The sequence below is a fragment of the Azospirillum sp. HJ39 genome (assembly GCF_041507355.1).
Classification (GTDB): domain Bacteria; phylum Pseudomonadota; class Alphaproteobacteria; order Azospirillales; family Azospirillaceae; genus Azospirillum; species Azospirillum thiophilum.
The window spans coordinates 536,421-556,988 of the sequence record NZ_CP167909.1 but is presented as its reverse complement, the minus strand read 5'-3'; the positions used below and the strand labels follow the sequence as shown (position 1 = coordinate 556,988).

Sequence of the window (20,568 nt, the reverse complement as noted above, 5' to 3'; positions counted from 1 at the left end):
AATGACGTTCCGATCCATCGCCGCCCTGGTCGCCGGGGCGCTGACGCTGCTTGCCTACGCGCCGGCCGGCTCGGCCCAGACCGTGCTGAAGCTCGGCGAGATCTATGCCGCGACCCATAGCAACGGCATGGCGGTGCAGCGCTTCGCCGAACTCGTGGCCAAGAAGACCAACGACGCCGTCAAGGTCGAGGTCTTTCTCGACTCGACCCTGGGCAGCGAACGCGAGATCGCGGAAAGCCTGGTCGCCGGCACCATCGACCTGGCGCCGAGCGGCCTGTCGGGCATCGGCCGCTTCTTCCCCGATGCGCAGGTTCTCGAACTGCCCTACCTCTACCGCGACCTCCGGCACATGGAGCGCGTCGCCAAGGCGGTGGCGCCCGACGTCGACGCGCTGTTCCGCGCCAAGGGCGTCAAGAACATCGGCTACCTGTTCCTCGGCCCGCGGTCGCTGGCCAGCCGCAAGGACATCCACAAGCTGGAGGACATGAAGGGGCTGCGCCTGCGCGTACCGGAATCGCCGCTCTATGTCGGCCTCGCCCGGGCGCTTGGCGCCGTTCCGACGCCGGTCGCCTTCCCCGAGGTCTACAGCGCCCTGGAAACCGGCGTCGCCAACGCGGCGGAAGGCGAGCCCGCGACCCTGTGGACGACCAAATGGTATGAACCGACCAAGAGCGTCAGCCTGACCAAGCACATCTGGCACTACCGCTTCTTTGCGATGAACGGGAAGAGGTTCGACAGCCTGCCCGCCGACCAGCAGAAGGCCCTGCTGGATGCCGCCGCCGAGACCATGGAGTATCAGGCCGGCCTCCAGGAGGAATACAACCGCAAGGCGCTGGAGGACATCAAGGCCGCCGGGGTGAAGATCGTCGAAACCCAGGGGCTGGACGCCTTCGCCGATGCGCTGGTCGACTTCAACACGGGCTTCGCCAGGAAGCTTGGGCCGGGCGCGGAAGCGCTGCTGGCCAAGGTCAGGTCGGTCCAGTGAGCGCCGGACCGGCCGTCGCCACCGCAACCGCCATCACCGGTCGGACCGCGGTCTTTGCGCTGCTGGCCGATCCGGTCGAGCATGTCGGCTCGCCGCCGCTGTTCAATGCCCATCTGTCGCAGAACGGCCTGGATGGCGTTCTGGTGCCCTTGCAGGTGCCGGCCGATGCGCTGGCGACGGTGGTGGCGGCCCTGCGGCGGATGGGAAACCTGCGTGGATTCCTGGTGACCATCCCGCACAAGCAGGCGATCCTGCCGCTGCTCGACCGGCTCACGCCCCAAGCGGAACGGGCCGGCGCGGTGAATGTGGTGCGCCGCATGCCCGACGGGAGCCTTATCGGTGGGCAGCTGGATGGCGAGGCGTTCGTCGCGGCGCTGCTCCAGGCCGGGGAAACCGTCAGCGGCAGCAGGGTCTTCATCGCCGGAGCCGGCGGTGTCGCGTGCGGCATCGGATCGGCGCTTGCCGGACATGGGGCCGCCGCGATCACCATCTTCAATCGCAGCCAGCCACGGGCACAGCACCTGATCGAGCGTCTGCGCCATGGCTTTCCCGCCTGCGACGTCAGGATGGGCGGCCCCAATCCGGCCGGGCACGACATCGTCGTCAACGCCACCAACCTCGGCCAGCGGCCTGCCGATGCCCTGCCGCTGGACGTGCACGGGCTGGATGGGACGATCATCGCCGCGGAGGTGGTGATCGAGCCCGCCGACACCGCCTTCCTGAGGGCGGCGATGGCGCGGGGATGCCGGGTGCAACGGGGCGCCGCCATGGTTCGGGCGCAGCTTCCCCTGCTGCTGGCGTTCATGGCCCCCCGCAGCTGATGCCGGTCTTGCCCCGGGCAGCGTGCTGCAGGGAGGCGAGGACGACAAGAAGTCGCCCCGGCTCTGTCAGTCCTCGCGCCATCCTGCTCGTAACCGTGGGGCTGAAGTAGACGATCACCTCCATTCTGGAGGAGATCGATGCGCTGCGCGACATGCTCGCCATTGCGTAACTCATCATGCCCGCCCGGCGCCCCTCGGCGGCGTCAGCCCAGACTTGGCCTGACACCTGACGAAGCCCCGTTGGGGAGATGATCCGTGACGAAGGGATCGACAGGCCATGAACATGGCTGCACTCATAAGGTGAACAGCATCGCACCCGGCGTATCGTCGAGAAGACCGAACAGCCGCCACTCGAAACCGATCGAACTCCAGAACCGCGCAGGACGCTCCACGATCAGAATGTCGCCTCCAACATCGCGGATGGCGGCTGTTTGCGCATCTGTGGTCCGCCGCACCGTCGAAACCTGGACCGGGCATCGGGAATCCAGCCGGCGCAGCCACTCGGTCTCCCGATCCGGGCCGGTGCGCTCGTCGAGGATCAGGTGAACCGACGAAATTGTTGGAAAGAGCCCTTGGGCGATGCCGAAGGACGGCAGCTTGCGTGGCGGTCCGTTCGCCAGGATGGCGACCCTCCGTCCCAGGCAGGACGGTATCTCACGCGGTGCCACCAGAACCGCCCTGAACCGCTGCGCATCGGCATTCCAATAGGCTGGATTGCCCGACAAGGGCCTGCCGACAGGCGGGCGGCCGACCAACAGCAGATCGAACCTCCCGACAGGCGGCCCGTGGCTCAGTTCGAGTGCTCCGTCACCGGGACGCAGTGCCGCCAAACGGCGTGCCTCGATTGCAGCGGCATGCAAGAGCGCTTCATCGTCATCGTCCCGCTTGAGGATATGCAAATCCATGAAGCCGCGTGCGCAGGGGCCGGCACCTCGCCCCCAGTCCGAAAGGCCAACCGTGACGGTGGTTCCCTGGACCATTGACAACAGCCAGCCGCAGGCCAGCAACGGCTGAAAGTCACCATCCAGGGCAGCAAATATGTTGGCGCCGCTTCCCATGCGAACTACCCAATATGGAGGCAGGGCCTACGATGATCTGCCGTGATCGTTATTCAGCATTCCGGCAAATTGACCGCAAGACCGCCCAGGCTTGTTTCTTTGAATTTTGTACTCATTTCCTCGCCTGTCTGCCTCATTGCCTGGATGCAGTTGTCCAGCGGCATGAAATGCTGACCGTCGCCACGCAACGCCAGGGAGGCGGCGGCCACTGCCTTGGTTGCGCCGATGGCGTTGCGTTCGATGCATGGCACCTGGACCAGGCCGGCGACCGGGTCGCAGGTCATGCCGAGATGATGCTCAAGCGCGATTTCCGCCGCATTCTCCACCTGTTCCGGCGTTCCGCCCAGCACGGCGCAGAGTCCTGCCGCCGCCATGGCGGCGGCGGACCCGACCTCGCCCTGGCAACCGGCCTCCGCGCCCGAGATCGATGCATTGTGCTTGATGAGTCCGCCGATCGCCGCGGCGGTCAGCAGGAAATCGCCGACCTTGGCCGGGTCCGCCCCGGCACAATGATCGAGGTAGTAGCGGATCACCGCCGGCACGACGCCCGCCGCACCGTTGGTCGGCGCGGTCACCACCTTGCCGCCGGCCGCATTCTCCTCGTTGACGGCCATCGCATAGACGCTCAGCCAGTCGGATGCGACATGCGGCTGGCTTGAGTTCGCCCCGCGTTCGCGCAGAAGCTGCCGATGGATGGCCTTGGCGCGCCGCTTCACCTTCAGGCTGCCCGGAAGCTGGCCGTCCAGGCTCAGCCCGCGCTCGATGCAGCCGTTCATCGCCGACCAGACGGCGCCAAGCTTCTCCTCCACATCGGTCGCGGAGCGGACGACGACTTCATTGGCACGCTTCATCTCGGCGATGGAGGCACCATTTTCCCGCGCCATCCGAAGCATCGCCGCGGCGTTGTGGAAGGGATAGGGCCAGCCGGCGGACTCGTTTTCAAACGCCGCCGGAGGAGACTCCCGCTCAGCCGCCGTGACGACGAAGCCGCCGCCGATGGAGTAGAAGATTTCCGACAGCACCACCCTGCCAACCCTGTCCATGGCCTGGAAAACCAGTCCGTTGGCATGGCCCGGCAGCGGCGGCCCGAAGTCGAAGACCAGATCGGTTTCCGGATCGAAGTCCAGAGCCGGCAAACCGACCGGATTCAGCCTCCGCGTCCGCCAAAGCTCGGCGATCCGCTCCTCGGCTTCATCGACGTCGAGGCTGTCCGGCCGGTAGTCGAGAAGCCCGAGCAGCACCGCCCGGTCCGTCGCATGCCCCTTGCCGGTGAAGGCGAGCGAGCCGTGCAGCCGGACCTTGATCGCCGCGGGCGCGGTTTCCGCCCGCGTCCGCAGCATGTCGAGGAACCGCACCGCTGCGGTCATCGGCCCCATCGTGTGCGACGACGACGGGCCGATGCCGACCTTGAACACATCGAAAACGCTGAGAAACATCGGGCGCCTCGTCAGGTCAAAACAGTTGGCCTTTTAAGCAAAATTTCCCAGCGGCGCGAAACCAGATCATCCATAGATCGGGAAGCGCTCGCACAGCTCCCGGACCTCGCCATGCACGCGCGTCTCGACATCGGCATTGCCGTCCGGACCGGCGGCGGCAAGGGCGTCGACGACGGTCAGGATCAGCGCGCCGATGCGGGCGAACTCCGCCTCGCCGAAGCCGCGGGTCGTGCCGGCGGCGGTGCCGAGACGGACGCCGGAGGCCACCGCCGGCTTTTCCGGGTCGAACGGGATGGCGTTCTTGTTGCAGGTCAGTCCGGCGCGCTCCAGCGCGCGTTCGGCGTCGCGACCCTTCACGCCCTTCGGCCGCAGATCGACCAGCACCATGTGGCAGTCGGTGCCGCCGGACACGATGTCCAGCCCGCCCTTCACCAGCGTGTCCGACAGTATCCTGGCGTTGGCAACCACCTGCGCGGCATAGGCCTTGAACTCCGGGGTCAGCGCCTCGCCGAAGGCCACCGCCTTGGCGGCGATGACGTGCATCAGCGGACCGCCCTGGTTGCCCGGAAACACCGCGGAATTGAACTTCTTGGCGAGCGCCTCGTCGTTGGTCAGGATCATGCCGCCGCGCGGGCCCCGCAGGGTCTTGTGCGTGGTGGTGGTCACCACATGGGCATGGGGCAGCGGGTCCGGGTAATGGCCGGTGGCGACCAGCCCGGCGTAATGGGCCATGTCCACCATCAGATAGGCGCCGACCTCGTCGGCGATGCGGCGGAACGCGGCGAAGTCGATGACCCGCGGATAGGCCGAGGCGCCGGCGACGATCAGCTTCGGCTTGGTCTCCAGCGCCTTGGCGCGCAGGGCGTCATAGTCGATCCGCTGGTCGCTCTCGCGCACCTCGTAGCTGACGATGTCGAACCACTTGCCCGACATCGTCACCGGAGAGCCGTGGGTCAGGTGGCCGCCATGGGCCAGCGACATGCCCATCACCCGGTCGCCCGGCTGCAGCAACGCCAGGAAGACGGCCTGGTTCGCCTGGGCGCCCGAATGCGGCTGGACATTGACGAAGCCGGCGCCGAACAGCTGCTTGGCCCGGTCGATGGCGATGGTCTCCACCTCGTCCACGAACTCGCAGCCGCCGTAATAGCGGCGGCCCGGATAGCCTTCGGCATATTTGTTGGTGAGGATGGAGCCCTGCGCGGCCAGAACGTCCGCCGAGACGATGTTTTCCGAGGCGATCAGCTCGATCTCGTACTTCTGGCGGTTCAGTTCGCGTCCGATGGCCGCGGCAATCGCGGCATCGGTGAGGTCGGACTTCGGCAGAGATTGGTGACCGTTCATGTAAAGTTCTCTCTCAAATCAGATGCCGAGCGCGATTTCGCGGCTGACGGCGTGCAGGATTCCCCAGACATGGTCGGCGAAGGAGCGCCAGACCTCGATCCGGAAGCGGTTCTTGTCCTCGCGGATCAGGACGACCTGCGCCTTGTCGAAGATGGTGCGGCAGCCGGTGCCGACAGCCATTGCCTCGACATCGAAGGCGATGGCGGAGCGCAGGGCGAGCGCCGCGGCCTCCCCCTCCACCAGGATGCCGACCTCTCGATGGCCGACATCGACCAGGCTATGCGGCTCATGAAGGGCGGCGAAGGCATCCGCGATGCCATCGCTTTCTGCGACCTGCGCGATCAGCACCCACTCGTCGGGGCCGAGCTGCAGCGCCATCCGGCCGCCGGCCTCCACCATCCCGCCGATGCGGGTGGGGAGCGGCGTGCCGAAGGCGGTGCCGGCGGCCTGAACGGCGGCGGGGTCGATCCGCAGGCTGAAGCGGGCGGTGTCGTCGGCGGCACGGATACACAGCCGGCTTGTGGTGTCGCCGGGGATCGTCTTGCCCAGCAACGGGTGATTGGCCAGAAGCACGGGTAAGCCTCCTATGCACTGAGACGCTTGTTCTCGGGATCGACGAACACCATGCCGGTGATGGTCGCGGCATGGACCTTGTCCGGCATCGGCACATGCACGGTCTTGCCCTGCAAGGACCGGCCACCCTGGATCACCGCCAGGGCGATGGACCGCCCCAGCTCGGCGCTCCAGTAGGACGAGGTCACATGGCCGACCATCTCCATCGGGACCGGCCGGTTCGGGTCGAGGACGATCTGCGCCCCCTCCTCCAAAACCGTCTTGGGATCGGCGGTCAGCAGACCGACCAGTTGCTTGCGGTTGGCCGCGAGCATGTCCGGGCGGGTCAGGGAGCGCTTGCCGACGAAGTCCGGCTTGGTCTTGCCGACGGCCCAGGACAGGCCGGCGTCGTCCGGCGTCAGCGTGCCGTCCGTGTCCTGCCCGACGATGATGTAGCCCTTCTCGGCGCGCAGGACGTGCATCGTCTCGGTGCCGTAGGGGGTGATGCCGAACCGCTGCCCCGCCTCGAACAGCCTCTCCCACACCGCGCGGCCGTAGCGGGCCGGCACGTTGATCTCGAAGCCGAGTTCGCCGGTGAAGGAAACACGGAACAACCGGGTCGGCACGCCGCAGATCCTGCCTGTCGCCACCGCCATGTGCGGGAAGGCGCCCTCCGACAGGTCGATGCCCTCGACGAAGGGTTCGATCAGCTTGCGGGCGTTCGGGCCGTTCAGCGCGATCACCGACCATTGCTCGGTGGTCGAGGTCAGCCAGACCTTCAGGTCGGGCCATTCGGTCTGGAGATAATCCTCCATCATGCCCAGCACGCGCGCCGCGCCGCCGGTGGTGGTGGTGACATGGAAGCGGTCATGGGCCAGACGTCCGATCACGCCGTCGTCGCGGATGAAGCCGTCCTCGCCCAGCAGCAGGCCGTAGCGGCAGCGGCCGGGGGCCAGCTTGGCCCAGGCGTTGGTGTACATGCGGTTCATGAACTCGGCGGCGTCGGGACCGACGATCTCGATCTTGCCGAGGGTCGAGGCGTCGAACATGCCCACCGACGAGCGCACCGCCTTGCATTCGCGCGCCACCGCCGCATGCATGTCCTCGCCGACCTGCGGGAAGTACCAGGCGCGGCGCCACAGCGACACCGGCTCGAACACCGCGCCGTTTTCCGCGGCCCAGCTGTCGATCGGCGTCTTGCGCGTCACCTCGAACAGCGCCCCCTTGTTGTAGCCGGAGAAGGTACCGAAGCTGGTGGGGGTGTAGGGCGGGCGGAAGGTGGTCAGGCCCACGGCCGGGATCGGCCGCTTCAGCGCATCGGACGCGACGGCCAGGCCGTTGATGTTGGACAGCTTGCCCTGGTCGGTCGCCATGCCGTTGGTGGTGTAGCGCTTGATGTGCTCGATGGATTTAAAGCCTTCGCGCACCGCCAAGCGGATATCCTTGGCCATCACGTCGTTCTGGAAATCGACGAATGCCTTGGCATGGCCCGGATCGCGGTCGGTCGGCAGCTCCCGGCCGGTCACCCCGGTGAAGGACAGTTCGCCCTCCACATGGTGGGCGGCCGGCTCAACGCTGAACCCGGCATCCACCGCAGCGGCGGCACCGGCAGCGGCGCCATCCTCGAACGCGGCCTTCAGCCCGAAACGGCCCTTGCCGGCGCCGGCCAGACGGCATTCCTCCTTGCCCCGGCCGGGCAGGAACATCTGGCCCTCCTCGTTCCAGGCCAGCGACCCCTGGGTGTGCGAGAACAGATGGATGCTGGGTGTCCAGCCGCCCGACATCAGCAGGGCGTCGCAGGCGATGGTCTCGGCACCGCCGACTTTGCCTCCGGCGCCAACCGGATTGACCCGCACCGACGAGACGCGCAGGCGGCCTTTGGTCCCGGTGACGGTCCAGCCGATCAGCGTCCTGATGCGCAGGGCGTCTGCCGCCGCCGCCAGCTGGGTCGGCACGGTCCCGCGGATGTCGACGATGGCCGCGACCTCGACCCCCGCCCCGGCCAGATCGAAGGCGGCTTGCCAGGCGCTGTCATGGGTGGTGACGACGACGACGCGGTTGCCGACCTTGACACCATAGCGGTTCAGGTAGGTCCGCGCGGCCCCGGCCAGCATCACGCCCGGCCGGTCGTTGCCGGCGAAGACCAGCGGCTTCTCGATGGCGCCCTGGGCCAGCACCACCTGCTTGGCCCGCACCTTCCACATCCGCTCGCGCGGGGCGCCGTCCGGCACGATGCGCAGATGGTCGGTCAGCCGCTGGCACAGGCCAAGGAAATTCTGGTGGTAATAGCCGATGGCCGTCGTGCGCGGCAGCACCGTGACGTTCGGCATCGCCGCCAGCGCGGCGTTGGTGTCCTCCAACCAGTCCCAGGCCAGTTGCCCGTTGATCTCGGCAGCCGGTTCGGACAGCAGCGAGCCGCCAAGCTCAGACTGCTCGTCGCACAGGATGACCGATGCGCCGCTGCGGCCGGCTTCCAGTGCCGCGGCGAGTCCGGCGGCACCGCCACCGACGACCAGCACGTCGCAATGGGCGAAGCGGCTGGCGTAGCTGTCCGGATCGGGGGCGGTCGGCGCCTTGCCGAGGCCGGCGGCGTTGCGGATGACCGGCTCGTAGACCTTGTCCCAGAAGCTCCTGGGCCACATGAAGGTCTTGTAGTAGAAGCCGGCCGAGAACAGCATGTACAGCGCGTCGTTCACCGCGCCGATGTCGCGGGTCAGCGACGGCCAGCGGTTCTGGCTCTCGGTCTTCAGCCCTTCGAAGACCTCCAGCACAGTCGCCCGCGTGTTCGGCTCGAACCGCCCGTTTCCGCGGTCGCTTCCGACCAGCGCGTTCGGCTCCTCCGATCCGGCGGACAGGATGCCGCGCGGCCGGTGGTACTTGAAGGACCGCCCGACGAGATGGACGCCATTCGCCAGGAGCGCCGATGCCAAGGTGTCGCCCTCGTAGCCGGCATAGTCCACGCCGTCGAAGGTAAAGCGGACCTGACGGCTGCGGTTGACCCTGCCCTTGCCGGCGATGCGGAAATTGGTCATGGACGTGCTTCCTTGGCGCTCGCGGCGGCGCTGGCCGCGGCGCTGGCGGCAAGCTCGACCTCCTCGTCGCTCGGACGCGGAGCCCCGGCCTTGTAGGTCATGGCGAATTTGTCGGTCACGGTGTCGCGCACCGCATTGAAGAAGCGGCCGCAGCCATGCATGTGGCGCCAGCGCTCGAAATGCCGGCCGCGCGGGTTGGTGCGAATGAACAGGAAGTCGCGCCATTCGTCGTCGGACAAGGCGGATGGGTCCGCAGGTCGCGCGATATGCGCCTCGCCGGCATAGGTGAATTCCACCTCGGGGCGCTCGGCTTCGCAGTAAGGGCAGCGGATGAGCAGCATGGTCGTCTCCTCAATGCGCGACGGCGGCGGCGGCGGCCTCGTCGATCAGGCGGCCGGTCTTGAAGCGCTCCAGCGTGAAGGGCGCGTTGATCGGGTGAGGTTCGTCGCGGGCGATGGTGTGGGCGAAGACGTTGGCCGACCCCGGCGTCGCCTTGAAGCCGCCGGTTCCCCAGCCGCAATTGACGTACAGACCCGGCACCGGCGTCTTGCCGATGATCGGCGAGCGGTCCGGCGTGACGTCGACGATGCCGCCCCATTTGCGCAGCATGCGCATGCGGTTGAAGATCGGAAACACCTCGCAGATGGCGGCGACGGTGTGTTCGATCAGCGGCAAGCCGCCGCGCTGGCTGTAGGAGGTGTACTGGTCGGTGCCCGACCCGATGACCAGTTCGCCCTTGTCGGACTGGCTGATATAGGCATGCACCGTGTTGGACATCACCACGCAGGGGAAGACCGGTTTGACCGGTTCCGACACCAGCGCCTGCAACGGATAGCTTTCCAGCGGCAGCCGGACTCCGGCGGTGTCCATCACCACCGACGTGTTGCCGGCGGCCGACACCGCGACCTTCCCGGCCTTGATGAAGCCGCGCGCCGTCTCCACACCGGTGACGCGGCCGTGGGCATCGCGGCGGATGGCGGTGACCGGACAGTTCTGGATGATGTCGACCCCGCGCGCCGAAGCGGCCCGCGCATAGCCCCAGGCCACCGCATCGTGGCGGGCGGTTCCGCCTCGCCGCTGCAGCGCGGCGCCCACCACCGGGTAGCGGGCGTTGGCGGCGATGTTCAGCGGCGGGCAGTATTCCTTGGCCTGCTCCGGCGTCAGCCACTCGTTGTCGATGCCGTTCAGGCGGTTGGAATGGATGTGGCGCTTGAAGCTCTGGATGTCATGCACCGTGTGCGCCAGCATCATCACGCCGCGCTGGGAGAACATGACGTTGTAGTTCAGCTCCTGGCTCAGCCCCTCCCACAGCTTCACCGCATGCTCGTAGAGCCGGGCGCTCTCGTCATAGAGGTAGTTGGAGCGGATGATGGTGGTGTTGCGGCCGGTGTTGCCGCCGCCGAGCCACCCCTTCTCCACCACCGCGACGTTGGTGATGCCGTGTTCCTTGGCGAGATAATAGGCCGCCCCCAGACCATGCCCGCCCGCACCGACGATCACGACGTCATATTCGGATTTCGGTTCCGCATCGGGCCATTGAGGCTGCCAGTTCTTGTTGCCGGTCAGCGCGTTGGTCAACAGCGAGGAAAAGGAGAAGCGGGTCATGGCAGCACCGCGAAGTTCAACGTGCTGACAGTATCGGGACGCGACCCTTCGTTGGACAGAATGGATGCGTCAGTTTAATGTCACCTGTGCGACGGCACGTCCGCCGGAGGTCACATGACGAACAGCATCAGGACGAACGGCAAGTGGCCCGGCCGGTTCCTGGACCGTCCCGCGGCACCACGCCTGTCCGTCGGTTTCATTCTCGCCCACCGCTTCACGCTGTGCGCCTTCGCCAATTTCGTCGATGTGCTGCGGCTCGCCGCCGACGAGGGCGACCGCAGCCGGCCGATTTTGTGCGACTGGGCCATGCTGTCGGACCAGATGCGGCCGGTGGCGTCCAGCTGCGGCATGCTGGTGCAGCCGACCGAACGGCTGGGCGACCCGGCCAAGTTCGACTATATCGTCGTGATCGGCGGGCTGATCGACGAGATCTCCAACCTCAGTCCCGACTACATCCGCTATCTGCGTCAGGCGGCGGCCGCGAAGATCCCGCTGGTCGGGGTTTGCACCGGCGCCTTCATTTTGCAGCGGGCCGGGCTGATGGACGGATACCGCTGCTGCATCAGCTGGTTCCACCATGCCGATTTCCTGGAGCAGTTCGACGGCATCATGCCGGTGTCCGACCGCATCTTCATCGTCGACCGCGACCGGCTGACCTGCTCGGGCGGGACCAGCTCGGCCCATCTCGCAGCCTATCTCGTCGAAAAGCATGTCGGACGCGCCCAGGCGCGCAAGAGCCTGCACATCATGATCATCGACGATGCGCTGCGCGGGGAGAAACCGCAGCCGGGCATCCCGCTCGACTTCTCCACCAATGACGAGGTGGTGCGGAAGGCGCTGCTGCTGATGCAGCAGAACATCGACGTGCCGCTGTCGGTGGCCGAAATGGCCCGCCGCCTGGGTGCGGCCCGGCGCCAGATGGAACGCCATTTCCAGAACGCGCTGGGCATGACGCCGACCGAGGCTTACAGGATCATGCGGCTTGAACATGCCGAATTCCTGTTGCGCAACACCGGGCAGTCGGTGACGGAGATCGCCGCAGCCGTGGGCTTCTGCGATTCCTCGCACTTCGTCCGCGCCTTCAAGGAACGCCGTGGCGTGACGCCGTCCGTCTTCCGCAAAGGCTGAGAGTCCGCTACGGCCGTCCCATTCCACGCCGGTGACGCACCCGTACAATCGGCGGGTGGATCCTTTCGCCATGCTGGGTCCAACGGCAGGTGGGGAGCGCAGAGCATCCACCGTGCCCCCGGCCGGCATTGCGGCAAACCGCCTTCCGCGGCTTGCCGGACAGACAAGGATGGCGACGATGCTTGACGACAGCGACACCATGCATCTGCACTGGCATGAAGCCGGCATTCCCGAAGAGCTGTGCCGGGAGCTCGCCCTGGCATCGATGCCGATGCGCCTGCACGCCCATCCGCCGGTGCGCACCGTCGCCGACGCGGAGGAGCACTGGCGCAACGTTCCCGGCGTTCATACCAAGAACCTGTTTCTGAAGGATGCCAAAGGCGCACTTTGGCTTGTCGTGCTTCCGCACGACCGGTCGGTGAACTTGAAGGAACTGGCCCCGGTCATCGGCGCGGCCAAGCTGTCCTTCGCCTCGCCGGTCACGCTGGAGCAGGTTCTGACCATCGAACCGGGCGGGGTTAGCCCGCTTGCCCTGGTGGCGGATAGGGAACGCCGCGTCCGTCTGGTTCTGGAACGTCGCGTCCTGGCCGGCGACACCGTCAATTTCCACCCGATGACGAACCGCGCGACGCTGTCGATGCACCCCAACGACCTGTCGGCCTTCCTGAGCCGGCTCGGCTATGAGCCGATCATCGTCGACATCGCCTGACCACCCATCCCGCTTCATGCTCGGCGGCGGCCCATGCCGCCGAAGCTCATGATCCTGACAGGTCAGGATCATGAGCCGTTGGTGTAAGTCACTCCTGCGGCTCCAACATGAAATGACGAACCTTGTGTCGGTTTTCGATCAACTCGTCGATTGTGGGGTGATTGCGCATCGCCCGGCCGATGGCGATCTTGGTCGCCTCGTAGTTGGTCCGATAGAGATCGGCGCGACCGAGGTTCGGATCGGTGGCGCAGCGGGGATCGATCCAGACCATCGCCAGAACGCACAGGTCGTTGATCCCATCGCGAGGCAGAATGCCTTCGATGACACAGTCCAGCACCGCGTCGGCAGTGGCGGCCTGGACCACGCCACCGAAAAGGTCGACATAGGCGCTGGACTTCATGGTGACCTTGGACACCATCATGGTGGCAGGACGAACCATCCGCTTGCAATCCCGCACCGCGAACATGCGGGTGTGGCCGGCGGTCTGCCCCATCATGGTGGCAAATGCGTGGCCGGCCGGACCATCGACCGTACCGATCACGATCTCCGGCATGGCATCGGTGAACTGGCCTTCCTTGGCGAACACGGTGGCCTCGCCGGCTCGGAACAGCGGGCCGACTGGGAACAGCGGATTGCTCATGGGGGCATTGCTCTCTTGAAATGGGTGATGCTGCCGGTCATCCAATGCGGATGCCGTTCAGCAACTGCTCGATGCTGCCGCGCAGCCGTTCGGTCTGCCCGGCCAGCTCCGCGGCGGCGCTCAGGACATGCTGCGTCGCGCCTTCGGTGTCGCGGGCACCGCCCGTAACGTGCCGAGCGTTGCGCGCGACCACGCCCGCCCCGGATGCAGCCTGGTCGATGCTGGCATGGATGGTGGCGGAAGCGGCGGCCTGCGCCTCCATCGACCGGGCGATGGCGAGCGAGATGGCGCTGATCTCCTCGATCACCGCGGTGATGCTCTGGAGGGCTTGGGCGGCATTGCCGGTGGCGTCCTGCATCGCCTGGATCCGGAGCGAAACGTCCTGGGTCGCCTTGCCGGTCTGGCTGGCCAGCTGACGGACCTCCTGTGCCACCACCGCAAAGCCCTTGCCGGCTTCCCCGGCGCGCGCGGCTTCGATGGTGGCATTCAGTGCCAGCAGGTTGGTCTGTCCGGTGATCTTGTCGATGATGCGCACGACGTTGCCGATATCCTGCGCGGACTCCCGCAGGCTGTGAACCGATTGATCGGCTTTCCGGGCCTGCTCCACCGCCGACAAGGCGATGCGGGCGGAGTCGTCGATGCGCCTGCGGATTTCCTCCAAGGACCGGAAGGTGTCGTCGGCCAATGCGGCGACGGACTGGACGTTGCTTGCGATCTGCTCAGCCGCCACCACCGTGGCGCCGGCCTGCTCGTTGGTGCGGTCGATGATGCCTGTCAGCTGCCGGGCGGTTCCATCGAGTGCGCCCGCCGACGACTCCACCATGTCCAGCCCGTCCATCGCCGTCCGTTCGAAATGCGAAACCAGGCCCTCCAGACGGGCCGAGCGCAGGCGCTGGCGGCGCCGGGCCGCGATGTCCTGGAAGGCGGCCCGAACATGGTCGTTTGCAGGATGCTCCAGGATTTCGTCCGGAGTGCCGGCCTGCGTGAGGCGTCCCATCTCCATGAAGGCGATCCGGTCGGCAAGCCGCGTCGCCTCGTCCGGATCCTGCGTGGTGAGCAGCACGGCCGCACCATGCGCCCGCTGCCAGTCGAGGAATTCGGCCTCCAATTCCAACCGCAGGACGGGATCGACCCCGGCGAAGGGCACATCCATCAGCAAAATCGACGGATCGCCGATCAGCGACCGTGCCAGACCGATCCGCAGCCGCGCTTCGGTTGGCACCTCTTGCGGACGCCGGGCGGCGAGATGGGCCAACCCCATGCGCGTCAGCAAGGCCAAGGCACGCTCATGCCGGTCGCGCCGGCGCAGCCCGGCAACCTCCAATCCGAATGCCATGTTTTCCAGAATGTTGCGGGTCGGCATCAGCGCCATGGTGCCGAACGTCATCGCCATGGCGTTGCGGCGGACGGCCACCAGTTCGGCGGGCGTCATCGCTCCCATGTCGCGCCCGCTCAGGAACACGGTCCCGGCGGTCGGTTCGACCAGACGGTTCACCATGCGGATCAGGGTGGACTTGCCCGAATTGGACCGGCCCAACACCGCGAGGATCTCGCCGGCTGACATCGCCAACGAAACATCGGCGATGGCCACCGTGGCACCGGTTTCCCGCCGGATGTCGGCGTGGTCCACCCCGGCATGCAGCATGGCCAAGGCCCGGGCGGCATTGCCACCGTACAGCTTGCAAAGTCCTTCAGCCGACAAGACGGTCGACGTGCTGCCCTGCATGTGTGCTGACGAGTCCATCGGCGATCCCGATCATCGAATGGCTGGGGACGGGAATGGCTGGAGACGGCCGTCCGTCGCGCGACTGCGCCTGGAACGGACCGCCTCCACGAAAGCTGCAGGAAAGGGAGCGCAGCCACCGACCCGGCGGCGGCGGCCCGGATGCAGATCAGAGCTTGCCGGTGACCCAGTAATCGATCCGGGCCTTGTTGTTTTTGATGTAGTTGTCGACCGCCTGCTCATAGCTGGACTGGCGGGCTTCCTGCATCATCGCCTCCAGATCGCCGATCGGCAGGACCATCCGGTTCAGGAACTCGAACACTTCCGCATGATCCTGGTAGAAGCCCTTACGGACGATGGCGTTCACGCTCTCCAGCCCGCCCAGCGCACCCTTCGGATCCTCGAGGTAGCGCAGCTTCCAGTTGGCGAACATCCAGTGCGGGCTCCAGCTCGTCACAACGATCCACTCGTTGCGCTTCATGGCGCGTTCCAGGGCGGCCAGCATCGCGGCATCGCTGGCCGATACGAGCTGCAATCCCTTCAGATCGTAGGTCTTCAGCGCCTTTTCGGACGCCTGCATCAGACCCGAGCCCGGATCGATGCCCTGGATCTTGCCGCCCAGCTGCTTCTGCACCTCCGGCTTCTTCAGGTCGTCGATGGATTTGACCTGGTCGGCGGGAATGTAGTCCGGCACCACCCAGCCCAAACGGGCGCGGGTGTAGAGGGGGCCGAGATCGACCAGGTCCTTGCCGACCTTGTCGAGATAGGGCTTGTGGGTCAGCGGCTGCCACGACATCAGCATGGCGTCGAGCTTGCCGCTGGCGATGCCCTGATACTGGATGCCGATGTCGGCCATGGTCAGCTCGACCTTGTAGCCGAACCGCTCCTCGATCACATGCTTGGCCAGCTTCGTCACCGCCTCGGCGTCCGACCAGGCGGTCCAGCCGATGTTGATGGACTTCTCGGCGGCCTGCGCCGGGTTGGCGATCACACCGGTCCCCAGACTGACCGTCATGGCCGCCGAAAGCAGCATGCCCAAGGCTTTACCGAAGATTTTCATCAAGAAGCCTCCTGTTGTCGTTTGTTTGCATTTGTTTGTTTTGACGGCCCGGACCGCCGTGCCGAGACTTGAACGGGACGCGGGCATCTGGCCCGGGAGATCGCCTCTGTCCTTCCGGTGAAAGCGATCGACCGACGGGCGTGCATTCGTGGAACGGCTGACAGCCCACCTTCTGGGACCAAGACGAAAAAATGCTTCGAACCGACGCGCATCATTGCGGGCATCGGTGTTGATTTGGGAAGAATGCCGGTCCCGAAAGCAAAAAACCTTCATCAAAACGGCAATTCGTATCGGATTTGCGACAACCTTGTACGCTCCTCCACCCTGTAGTCGAAATCTGCCTGGTTTACAGGCAGAAATTTCAAAAACCCGCCATAGAAATAGGGAAATGCTGCGCAGTCCCGTGGGGTCGAGACGTTACGAACATCGATCGGTGGTCTTCGGATGTGGGCGCGCAGCCAACCGGCAATTCTCCCGATTGAACGAGACGGTCATCTTTCTTGAATGAATGCAGCATGTCGCAAACCGACTGTTGCCGAAATCCGGATTGCGCGGAAAGACAGGACCAGCTGTCGGCCTTTTTAAAGTTGCTGTCGCAATCCAGAACGCGGCGTGCTGCGCCGGGCGGCAGGCTGTCCATCGCGGAATCGAGGAAAGTACAGGCCAGTCAAGGCTGAAGCGGTTCCGCCAACGCACGGCCCCACTCCCGCAGAAGGTCACCTGCCATGTCGTCCGAGATTTCCATAGAAACCCTGCTGACGCGCCGAAAGAAGGGGTACAGCCTGGAAGCCCCGTTCTACACCAGCGAAGAGATCTTCAAGCTGGACATGGAGATCGTCTTCGGCCGCCACTGGCTGCATGTGGGTGTGGAACCGGACGTGCCGGAGCCGGGCGACGTGATGGTGGTGGATATCGGCAGGACGTCCATCATCGTCATGCGCGACGACGACATGGAACTGCGTGCCTATCACAATGTGTGCCGCCACCGCGGAGCACGCATCGTCCTCAGGGAGAAGAGCTCCGTCGGCAATCTGGTGTGCAGCTATCACCAGTGGACCTACGGCCAGGACGGCGAGCTTCTGTTCGCCGAACACATGGGCAAGGATTTCGACCGCAAATGCCGGAACCTGAAGAAGGTCCACATCCGCTCGGTCGGCGGCCTCATCTTCATCTGTCTGGCGGAGAAGGCCCCGGACGACATCGACCGCATGGCGGCGATGATCGAGCCCTACATCCTTCCCCACGACATCAGGAACTGCAAGATCGCCAAGACGGTGGACCTGATCGAGAAGGGAAACTGGAAGCTCACGATGGAGAACAATCGTGAATGCTACCACTGCGTCGGCAACCATCCGGAACTGACCATCCCGCTGTTCGAATACGGCTTCGGTTTCGCTCCCGACGGCTCCAACCCGAAGCGGATGGAGCATGTCGCCAAGTACGAGGCGCTGCTGCGAAGCTGCCACACCGGCTGGGAAGCGGCGGGTTTCCCCAGCCGCGAGATCGAACATCTGACCGACACCACCGGCTTCCGCGCCGAGCGGCTGCCGCTGGACGGCGCCGGCGAGGCACACACCAAGGACACCCGCTGCGCCTCCGAGAAGCTGCTGGGATCGATCACCGAGCGCAAGCTGGGCGCCCTGTCCTTCTGGACCCAGCCGAACTCCTGGAACCACTTCATGAGCGACCACGTCGTCACCTTCTCGGTGTTCCCGCTCAGCCCCGACCGCAATCTGCTGCGCACCCGCTGGCTGGTCCACAAGGACGCGGTGGAAGGCGTCGACTACGACCTGAACCGCCTGACGGAGGTGTGGGAGGCGACCAACCGGCAGGATGCCGATCTGGTCGAGATCTCGCACAACGGCGCCCTCAGCCCCGCCTATGAGCCGGGTCCCTATTCGCCCCACACCGAGCCGCTCGTCGAGAAGTTCACCGAGTGGTACGTCGGACGCATGGCCGGGCATCTGCTGGGCAGGCAGGCCGCAGTGGGCGTCGCCGCCGAATGACGCAACAGCCCTTTGTTCATGGCTAAGGGAGAGAGATGACGATGCAGCAGGATGCGGCGGCGCCTCCGGTCCGGGACTGGGATCCCGAAACCGACGATACGCTGGTGTGCCGGGCGGTGCGGGACGAAACGCATGATGTGAAGACCTTCATCCTCGCACCACGGCGACCCTCCCTGTTCCGGTTCAAGCCGGGCCAGTTCATCACACTGGAACTGCCCATCGGCGGCGGAACCGTCCATCGCAGCTACACCGTCTCCTCCTCCGCCGCACGGCCGCACCGGCTGTCCATCACGGTCAAGCGCGTGCCCGGCGGCCCGGTGTCGAACTGGCTGCACGACACATTGAAGCCGGGCGACACGATCCGCGCGGTCGGCCCGCTCGGCGAGTTCACTCCCGGAGACTCCCGGTCTCACCGCAAGTTCCTCTTCCTGTCCGGCGGCAGCGGCATCACGCCCCTGATGTCGATGACCCGGACATTCGACGATCTGGGTGACGATCACGACATCGTCTTCGTCCACGCCGCCCGAACCCCCGCCGACATTGTCTTCCGTCGCGAACTGGACGCGCTGACCGGTCCCGGCCGCCGCCTGCGCGTCGCCCATGTGTGCGAGAGCATTGGAACCGAAGCCCATTGGGCCGGCTTCACCGGACGGCTATCGCTGCCGATGCTCGGGCTGATCGCACCGGACTTCAGGGAACGGGAAGTCTACGTCTGCGGACCCGGCCCCTTCATGAAAGCGGTGCGTGCCTTCCTGGAAGAGGGGGGCTTCGACATGAGCCGCTACCGTCAGGAAAGCTTCAACTTCGAGGAGCTGGCGGCCGAACTTGCCGCGGGAGAGCCACCGGCCCAGCCTGGACCGATCCGGCATGCAACGTCCACGTCGGGGTTCCGCATCGAATTCGCCAGGACCGGCAAGGTCTTCACCTGCCCGCCGGACATGACCGTGGCGGATGCGGCATCGGCCGCCGACATCCGGGTTCCCACCTCATGCGCACGGGGATTGTGCGGAACCTGCAAGACAAGGTTGATCTCCGGCACGGTGGAAATGGACCATACCGGCGGCATTCGCAAGCGGGAGATCGATCAGGGGTTGATTCTTCTCTGCTGCAGCCGACCTACCAGCGATCTGGTGATAGAGCGTTAGCAGCATCGTCAATGAATTGTCTTCCGGGGGCAGGCTGCTGACGCTAGCATTCCGGAGGATGAATCAGGGCCGTCAGACCGAGGGAGTGTCCTGGTGGGGAAGACAGTGGAATATCGCCGTTTCGGCGGTAGCGGTCCCGCCCCCCGGCAGGAGGAACGCGCGCTGCTGTCGGTCGGGTTCATCCTGACCAACAATTTCACCCTGACGGCGCTCGCCCCCTTCATCGACGCCCTGCGGCTGGCGGCCGACGAAGGCGACAGGTCGCGCCAGATCCGTTGCCGCTGGACCATCATGGGGGCGCGGGCGGAACCGGTGATGTCCAGCTGCGGCATCAGCGTCGCCCGCTGGGAACCGCTGACCGATCCCCGCCGCTTCGACTATGTGGTCGTGGTGGGCGGGCTGCTGCATGCCGGCCCCCAACTGGACGACGAGGCGCTGGCATATCTGCGCGCCGCGGCATCCTATGGCGTGACCCTGGTCGGCGTGTGCACCGGAAGCTTCGTGCTGAGCCGTATCGGCCTGATGAAGAACCGGCGCTGTTGCGTCAGCTGGTATCATCACCGCGATTTCATTGCGGAATTTCCCGATCTGGCGCCGGTGGCCGACCAGCTTTTCGTGGTGGACCGCGACCGCATCACCTGTTCGGGCGGTGCCGGGGTGGCGGATTTGGCCGCCTTCCTGATCGAGCGGCACCTGGGCCGCGCCACGGCCCAGAAAACCATGCACATCCTGCTGATCGACAAGGCGCGTCCCGCCAGCCAGTCGCAGCCGCAGCCCCCGACAATGGTGGAGATCACCAACGGCCGCGTCCGCCGCGCCCTTCTGCTCATGGAGCAGCATATCAGCGACCCCCTGTCGGTGGAGGAGCTCGTCCACCGGTTGAACGTCAGCACTCGGCAGTTCGAACGGCTGTTCCGGCTGGCCGTCGGCACCAGCCCGGCCACCTACTACCGCAGCTTGCGCCTGCGCTATGGACACTGGCTGCTGCGCAACACCAGGCGTTCGGTCACCGCCATCGCCAACGAGGCCGGCTTCGCCGACTGCGCACATTTCTCCCGCCAGTTCCGGGAACTGTTCGGCGTCTCGCCGTCGGAGTTGCGCCGCACAGCCGGGTCGGATGTGGAGGCCGATCCGCATTTTTCGCCCTTTGCCGCCTTCCGGCGCGCCAACGGCGATTCCCTCCTGCCCGACCGCCGCCTGTTCGAGGATCCGGCGCCCGTGATCGAAGACGCCCCTCGGATGGAGTGAAGGGGCGACGCCGCCCCGGTTTCCCTGAAGATCTCAAACGATAGATGGGATGGAGCCGCTCCGTTCCGCCTCTGTCGCA

The 20,568-nt window shown here is 65.9% G+C and carries 18 protein-coding genes; 7 read left to right on the top strand and 11 right to left on the bottom strand.

Annotation, left to right across the window (positions count from 1 at the left end):
- The first annotated feature begins 1 nt into the window (after position 1).
- Entirely contained in the window at positions 2–985 is a 984-nt protein-coding gene (locus ABMY26_RS09955; protein WP_372395534.1) for a TRAP transporter substrate-binding protein, read from the top strand.
- A complete protein-coding gene (locus ABMY26_RS09950) occupies positions 982–1,806 on the top strand; it encodes a shikimate dehydrogenase (RefSeq protein WP_372395533.1) in 825 nt (274 codons plus the stop codon). Before ABMY26_RS09955 ends, ABMY26_RS09950 begins: the two co-directional genes overlap by 4 nt.
- Positions 1,807–2,099: 293 nt before the next feature.
- On the opposite strand, the gene ABMY26_RS09945 is transcribed toward ABMY26_RS09950, so the two are convergent.
- From ABMY26_RS09945 to ABMY26_RS09915, 7 genes are all read right to left on the bottom strand, one after another.
- On the bottom strand, positions 2,100–2,864 hold the full coding sequence (locus ABMY26_RS09945; protein WP_372395532.1) for a hypothetical protein: 765 nt from the start codon (positions 2,862–2,864) through the stop codon (positions 2,100–2,102).
- Positions 2,865–2,917: 53 nt separating this feature from the next.
- Positions 2,918–4,300 (bottom strand): L-serine ammonia-lyase, encoded by a 1,383-nt coding sequence (locus tag ABMY26_RS09940; protein WP_372395531.1) that lies wholly within the window; start codon positions 4,298–4,300, stop codon positions 2,918–2,920.
- Between the two features lie 66 nt (positions 4,301–4,366).
- Complete coding sequence (gene glyA, locus ABMY26_RS09935) at positions 4,367–5,641, bottom strand: serine hydroxymethyltransferase (protein ID WP_372395530.1); 1,275 nt, start codon at positions 5,639–5,641, stop codon at positions 4,367–4,369.
- 18 nt (positions 5,642–5,659) lie between these two features.
- Positions 5,660–6,214 (bottom strand): sarcosine oxidase subunit gamma, encoded by a 555-nt coding sequence (locus ABMY26_RS09930; RefSeq protein ID WP_372395529.1) that lies wholly within the window; start codon positions 6,212–6,214, stop codon positions 5,660–5,662.
- A gap of 11 nt (positions 6,215–6,225) precedes the next feature.
- Entirely contained in the window at positions 6,226–9,225 is a 3,000-nt protein-coding gene (locus tag ABMY26_RS09925) for a sarcosine oxidase subunit alpha (protein ID WP_372395528.1), read from the bottom strand.
- Positions 9,222–9,566 carry a sarcosine oxidase subunit delta gene (locus tag ABMY26_RS09920; protein ID WP_372395527.1) on the bottom strand — a complete coding sequence of 115 codons (345 nt, stop codon included), beginning with the start codon at positions 9,564–9,566 and terminating at the stop codon, positions 9,222–9,224. The genes ABMY26_RS09925 and ABMY26_RS09920 overlap by 4 nt, the downstream gene beginning before the upstream one ends.
- A gap of 10 nt (positions 9,567–9,576) precedes the next feature.
- Entirely contained in the window at positions 9,577–10,830 is a 1,254-nt protein-coding gene (locus ABMY26_RS09915; protein ID WP_372395526.1) for a sarcosine oxidase subunit beta family protein, read from the bottom strand.
- 114 nt (positions 10,831–10,944) lie between these two features.
- Here ABMY26_RS09915 and ABMY26_RS09910 point away from each other — a divergent pair, with 114 nt between their 5' ends.
- Positions 10,945–11,958: a GlxA family transcriptional regulator gene (locus ABMY26_RS09910; protein WP_372395525.1), complete on the top strand. Its 1,014-nt coding sequence runs from the start codon at positions 10,945–10,947 to the stop codon at positions 11,956–11,958.
- 178 nt (positions 11,959–12,136) lie between these two features.
- Positions 12,137–12,667 carry a YbaK/EbsC family protein gene (locus ABMY26_RS09905; RefSeq protein WP_372395524.1) on the top strand — a complete coding sequence of 177 codons (531 nt, stop codon included), beginning with the start codon at positions 12,137–12,139 and terminating at the stop codon, positions 12,665–12,667.
- An 88-nt stretch (positions 12,668–12,755) separates the two neighbouring features.
- On the opposite strand, the gene fae is transcribed toward ABMY26_RS09905, so the two are convergent.
- The 4 genes from fae to ABMY26_RS09885 all read right to left on the bottom strand — a co-directional run bounded on the left by fae (position 12,756) and on the right by ABMY26_RS09885 (position 16,730).
- Positions 12,756–13,307, bottom strand: a complete 552-nt coding sequence (fae, locus tag ABMY26_RS09900) for a formaldehyde-activating enzyme (RefSeq protein WP_372395523.1) — start codon at positions 13,305–13,307, stop codon at positions 12,756–12,758.
- Positions 13,308–13,344: 37 nt separating this feature from the next.
- Entirely contained in the window at positions 13,345–15,051 is a 1,707-nt protein-coding gene (locus ABMY26_RS09895; protein WP_372395522.1) for a methyl-accepting chemotaxis protein, read from the bottom strand.
- A gap of 148 nt (positions 15,052–15,199) precedes the next feature.
- Complete coding sequence (locus ABMY26_RS09890; protein WP_372395521.1) at positions 15,200–16,090, bottom strand: glycine betaine ABC transporter substrate-binding protein; 891 nt, start codon at positions 16,088–16,090, stop codon at positions 15,200–15,202.
- A 361-nt stretch (positions 16,091–16,451) separates the two neighbouring features.
- Complete coding sequence (locus ABMY26_RS09885; RefSeq protein WP_372395520.1) at positions 16,452–16,730, bottom strand: hypothetical protein; 279 nt, start codon at positions 16,728–16,730, stop codon at positions 16,452–16,454.
- An 85-nt stretch (positions 16,731–16,815) separates the two neighbouring features.
- On the opposite strand from ABMY26_RS09885, the gene ABMY26_RS09880 reads away from it, so the two are divergent.
- From ABMY26_RS09880 to ABMY26_RS09870, 3 genes are all read left to right on the top strand, one after another.
- Positions 16,816–18,096 carry an SRPBCC family protein gene (locus ABMY26_RS09880; protein WP_372395519.1) on the top strand — a complete coding sequence of 427 codons (1,281 nt, stop codon included), beginning with the start codon at positions 16,816–16,818 and terminating at the stop codon, positions 18,094–18,096.
- A 35-nt stretch (positions 18,097–18,131) separates the two neighbouring features.
- Positions 18,132–19,241 carry an FAD-binding oxidoreductase gene (locus ABMY26_RS09875; RefSeq protein WP_372395518.1) on the top strand — a complete coding sequence of 370 codons (1,110 nt, stop codon included), beginning with the start codon at positions 18,132–18,134 and terminating at the stop codon, positions 19,239–19,241.
- A 93-nt stretch (positions 19,242–19,334) separates the two neighbouring features.
- Positions 19,335–20,489, top strand: coding sequence for a GlxA family transcriptional regulator (locus tag ABMY26_RS09870; protein ID WP_372395517.1), 1,155 nt, complete (start codon positions 19,335–19,337; stop codon positions 20,487–20,489).
- Positions 20,490–20,568: the final 79 nt, after the last annotated feature.

What these genes read in the sequence shown, in the direction of transcription:
- ABMY26_RS09885 (WP_372395520.1), bottom strand. Translation starts at nt 16,730, where the DNA reads ATGGACAGCCTGCCGCCCGGCGCAGCACGCCGCGTTCTGGATTGCGAC.
- ABMY26_RS09925 (WP_372395528.1), bottom strand. Translation starts at nt 9,225, where the DNA reads ATGACCAATTTCCGCATCGCCGGCAAGGGCAGGGTCAACCGCAGCCGT.
- ABMY26_RS09875 (WP_372395518.1), top strand. Translation starts at nt 18,132, where the DNA reads ATGACGATGCAGCAGGATGCGGCGGCGCCTCCGGTCCGGGACTGGGAT.
- fae (WP_372395523.1), bottom strand. Translation starts at nt 13,307, where the DNA reads ATGAGCAATCCGCTGTTCCCAGTCGGCCCGCTGTTCCGAGCCGGCGAG.
- ABMY26_RS09910 (WP_372395525.1), top strand. Translation starts at nt 10,945, where the DNA reads ATGACGAACAGCATCAGGACGAACGGCAAGTGGCCCGGCCGGTTCCTG.
- ABMY26_RS09945 (WP_372395532.1), bottom strand. Translation starts at nt 2,864, where the DNA reads ATGGGAAGCGGCGCCAACATATTTGCTGCCCTGGATGGTGACTTTCAG.
- ABMY26_RS09890 (WP_372395521.1), bottom strand. Translation starts at nt 16,090, where the DNA reads ATGAAAATCTTCGGTAAAGCCTTGGGCATGCTGCTTTCGGCGGCCATG.
- glyA (WP_372395530.1), bottom strand. Translation starts at nt 5,641, where the DNA reads ATGAACGGTCACCAATCTCTGCCGAAGTCCGACCTCACCGATGCCGCG.
- ABMY26_RS09880 (WP_372395519.1), top strand. Translation starts at nt 16,816, where the DNA reads ATGTCGTCCGAGATTTCCATAGAAACCCTGCTGACGCGCCGAAAGAAG.
- ABMY26_RS09920 (WP_372395527.1), bottom strand. Translation starts at nt 9,566, where the DNA reads ATGCTGCTCATCCGCTGCCCTTACTGCGAAGCCGAGCGCCCCGAGGTG.
- ABMY26_RS09955 (WP_372395534.1), top strand. Translation starts at nt 2, where the DNA reads ATGACGTTCCGATCCATCGCCGCCCTGGTCGCCGGGGCGCTGACGCTG.
- ABMY26_RS09915 (WP_372395526.1), bottom strand. Translation starts at nt 10,830, where the DNA reads ATGACCCGCTTCTCCTTTTCCTCGCTGTTGACCAACGCGCTGACCGGC.
- ABMY26_RS09895 (WP_372395522.1), bottom strand. Translation starts at nt 15,051, where the DNA reads ATGGACTCGTCAGCACACATGCAGGGCAGCACGTCGACCGTCTTGTCG.
- ABMY26_RS09905 (WP_372395524.1), top strand. Translation starts at nt 12,137, where the DNA reads ATGCTTGACGACAGCGACACCATGCATCTGCACTGGCATGAAGCCGGC.
- ABMY26_RS09940 (WP_372395531.1), bottom strand. Translation starts at nt 4,300, where the DNA reads ATGTTTCTCAGCGTTTTCGATGTGTTCAAGGTCGGCATCGGCCCGTCG.